Annotated in this window: 4 protein-coding genes; 3 read left to right on the forward strand and 1 reads right to left on the reverse strand. The window is 62.0% G+C overall.

Features of this window, described 5'->3' with window-relative positions; genetic code table 11:
- Window positions 1–815, reverse strand: an 815-nt coding sequence (locus tag EN906_RS29590; protein ID WP_164777450.1) for an LLM class flavin-dependent oxidoreductase, incomplete at its 3' end; no start/stop codon positions are given.
- 308 nt (window positions 816–1,123) lie between these two features.
- Between EN906_RS29590 and EN906_RS38850 the strand changes: the two genes are divergently transcribed.
- The 3 genes from EN906_RS38850 to EN906_RS29600 all read left to right on the forward strand — a co-directional run.
- Window positions 1,124–1,252 carry a hypothetical protein gene (locus EN906_RS38850; protein WP_256755016.1) on the forward strand — a complete coding sequence of 43 codons (129 nt, stop codon included), beginning with the start codon at window positions 1,124–1,126 and terminating at the stop codon, window positions 1,250–1,252.
- A gap of 71 nt (window positions 1,253–1,323) precedes the next feature.
- Window positions 1,324–2,121: an ABC transporter substrate-binding protein gene (locus EN906_RS29595; protein ID WP_127268313.1), complete on the forward strand. Its 798-nt coding sequence runs from the start codon at window positions 1,324–1,326 to the stop codon at window positions 2,119–2,121.
- 154 nt (window positions 2,122–2,275) lie between these two features.
- On the forward strand, window positions 2,276–2,811 hold a 536-nt coding region (locus EN906_RS29600; protein ID WP_164777451.1), incomplete at its 3' end, for an amino acid ABC transporter permease.

A 2,811-nucleotide genomic window follows, 5' to 3' on the forward strand; every position in this document is an offset into this window, starting at 1 on the left:
GCCATATCGACCGCATAGCTGTTATAATAGGCCTGCGCCTCTTCCATCGTCGGGCGGCAGACGACATGCGCAACCGTGTAGACGCCTACGTCGCGGCCTGCCTTGTCGGCCCGTTCGCGGATATCGGCGACATGCTTGCCGGCATCGCCCATTTCGGAAAAGGTCGTGAACAGATAGTCGCACCGGGCAGCGGCGAAATCGCGGCCCGGCCCACCGAAGGCGGCGTTCATGGTCACCGGGCGCGGAACCTGCAGACTGGCCGGCCGGCTGACGGCTTCCTTGAGGCGGTAATAGGTGCCCTCATAGTCGAGCGGCTCGGCCGAGGCATAAAGCTTTTCCAGGATTTCGATCCATTCGGCCGCCTGATCGTAGCCCTTCTCGACCAAAGGCGTGCCAAACATGCCGAATTCCTTCGGGTTCCAGCCGCAGACGATGTTCAAGCCCGCGCGGCCCTGGCTGATATGGTCGACCGTCGCCAGCGCCTTGGCGGCATAGAGCGGATGCACCAGCGGCACATGCACGGTCATGAACAGCCCGATCTGTTCGGTGGCCATGGCAAGAGCCGCCGCCCAGGTGAAGGTCTCGAACGACCATTCCCGCACCTTGTTGCGGCCGCCAAAACCGCGCCAGCGCGCGATCGGCAGCATGAACTCCAGCCCGGCGCGGTCGGCGATCTGAGCCGCCGTCACATTATCCTGCCAGCTCGCCGTCCAGCGTTCCGGAACGTCTGTGATAGCAAGGCCGCCATCGGCATTGGTCGAAAAGACGCCAAGCTTCAGTCTGTTCGGGCCGTGCAAAGGGTGTGGTTTGTTCATGTCGCGACCTCCCGGCGAGAGAGCACACGCTAGGCCCGCGCGGAGATATTTCAAGCCTGAAATAGCTTCGGGTCGCCATCGCTCGCGGGTATCGGTTCCAGCGGGCCGCATGGTGTCCGCCACGCAACCGACACCGCAGCTTTTTAAGCTTAAAACTTTCGCCTTGAAAAGCGCCGCACTTTGGATAAGCATTCCACAGTCGATGGCGATTGCCTTTGCCGGACGGGCTTGCCGGCCAGTCCATCGTGCAGACCAGTCCATCGTGCCGGCCAGTCCATCGTGGGTGCTCCGGGTGGGAGTCTCAGTTCTTGTCGTTCATACTGTCCCAGTCATCATCCAATGCGCGCCATGCCTTCGATGAAGTGCGCGCGCAGATCCGCGATCTGCAACAAAAAATGTCGCCAACCATGACCGCATTGGTCGCTGCCATGAATTGACGCCCTGCGGTGCGGGGCGGCAAAAAACCGTGCGGGAGCAACCCGCCCGATCAACAACAGAGGGAACACAAATGAGCTTCACACGTCGCAAATTGCTTCTTCTCGCCGCCGCCATCGGCATCGCCGCCGGCCCCGCCACCGCTTATGCCGCCGATGTGCTCAATGTCGGCGCCTACCCGACCAATCCACCCTTCGAGTACAAGAACGAGAGCGGCACTTTCGAAGGCTTTGAAGTCGACATCGTCAACGAAGCCGCCAAGCGCATCGGCATGACCACCGACATCGCCGACCTCGGCTTCCAGGCGCTGTTTGCCGCCACCACCTCGAAGCGCATCGATGTCGCCATCTCGTCGATCACCATCACGGCGGAGCGGCTGAAGTCACAGTCGTTCACCCAGCCCTATTACGATTCCGACATGGGCATCGCCACCAAGACCGACAGCGCGATCAAGGCCGAGGCCGACCTCAAGGGCAAGATCATCGGCGTGCTGTCCGGCTCGACCGGCGAAACCTGGGTCAAGGCGCATCAGGAAGCCGATGGCTTCAGCGACGTGAAGGGCTACGACACGCAGCAGAATCTGCTGCTCGACCTCAGCGCCGGCCGCGTCGATGCGGCCGTCAGCGACATTCCGGGCATGGAGTATTCCTTCACCAAGATGAAGGACCTGGTCGTCAAGGAGCGCATCAAGACCGGTGAGCAATACGGCCTGATGATGACCAAGGACCACCCGCTGCTGGGCAAGCTGAACGATGCGCTGAGCGCGATGAAGAAGGACGGCACCCTGGCCGCGATCCACAAGAAGTGGTTCGGCAGCGACGCGCCGGCCGACTCTTCGACCATGAAGGAAATGCCGCTGCCGAAGGCCTGAGCTGAAAGCTGCGCTGACATCGTGCCGGCTTTCCAGGCCGGCACGATTCATTTCACGTTTTGGCGCCGGCTTCTGCCGCAGATCACCTCGCCGTCGACGAGGCCAATTGATTTTAACGTGAGCACTCTTCGCTCTGGGGTTCGGGAACGCTCCGATGTCGCTGATCGACACCTTCTTCAACCCCGATGTCATCATGTCCAGCCTGCCGGCGCTGCTGCGCGGCTTCCTGAACACGCTGCTGCTCGGCATTTTGAGCATCGGCATCGGGATCCCCATCGGCCTGGGGATCAGCCTGGTGCGGCTCTATGCGCCGAAGCCGCTGCGCTGGCTCGCGGTCGGCTACACCGACATCTTCCGCGCCCTGCCGGTGCTGGTCGTGCTGATCCTGATCTACTACGCGCTGCCCTTCCTCGGCATACGCCTGTCGTCCTGGGCCTCGGCGGTGACGGCCTTCGCCTTCATCATGTCGGCTTACTCGGCAGAAGTGTTCCGCTCCGGCATCGAAAGCATTCCGCGTGGCCAATTCGAGGCGTCGCAGGCGCTTGGCCTGCCGTTCCTCCTGACTTTGCGCAAAGTGGTGCTGCCCCAAGCGATCCGCGTCGTCATCCCGCCGATGACCAGCAACTGCGTTTCGATGTTCAAGGACACCTCGCTCGCCTCGACCGTGGCGCTGCCGGAACTCTTGAAGGA

Source organism: Mesorhizobium sp. M7A.F.Ca.CA.004.06.1.1 (assembly GCF_003999135.1).
In the GTDB taxonomy this organism is placed as follows: domain Bacteria; phylum Pseudomonadota; class Alphaproteobacteria; order Rhizobiales; family Rhizobiaceae; genus Mesorhizobium.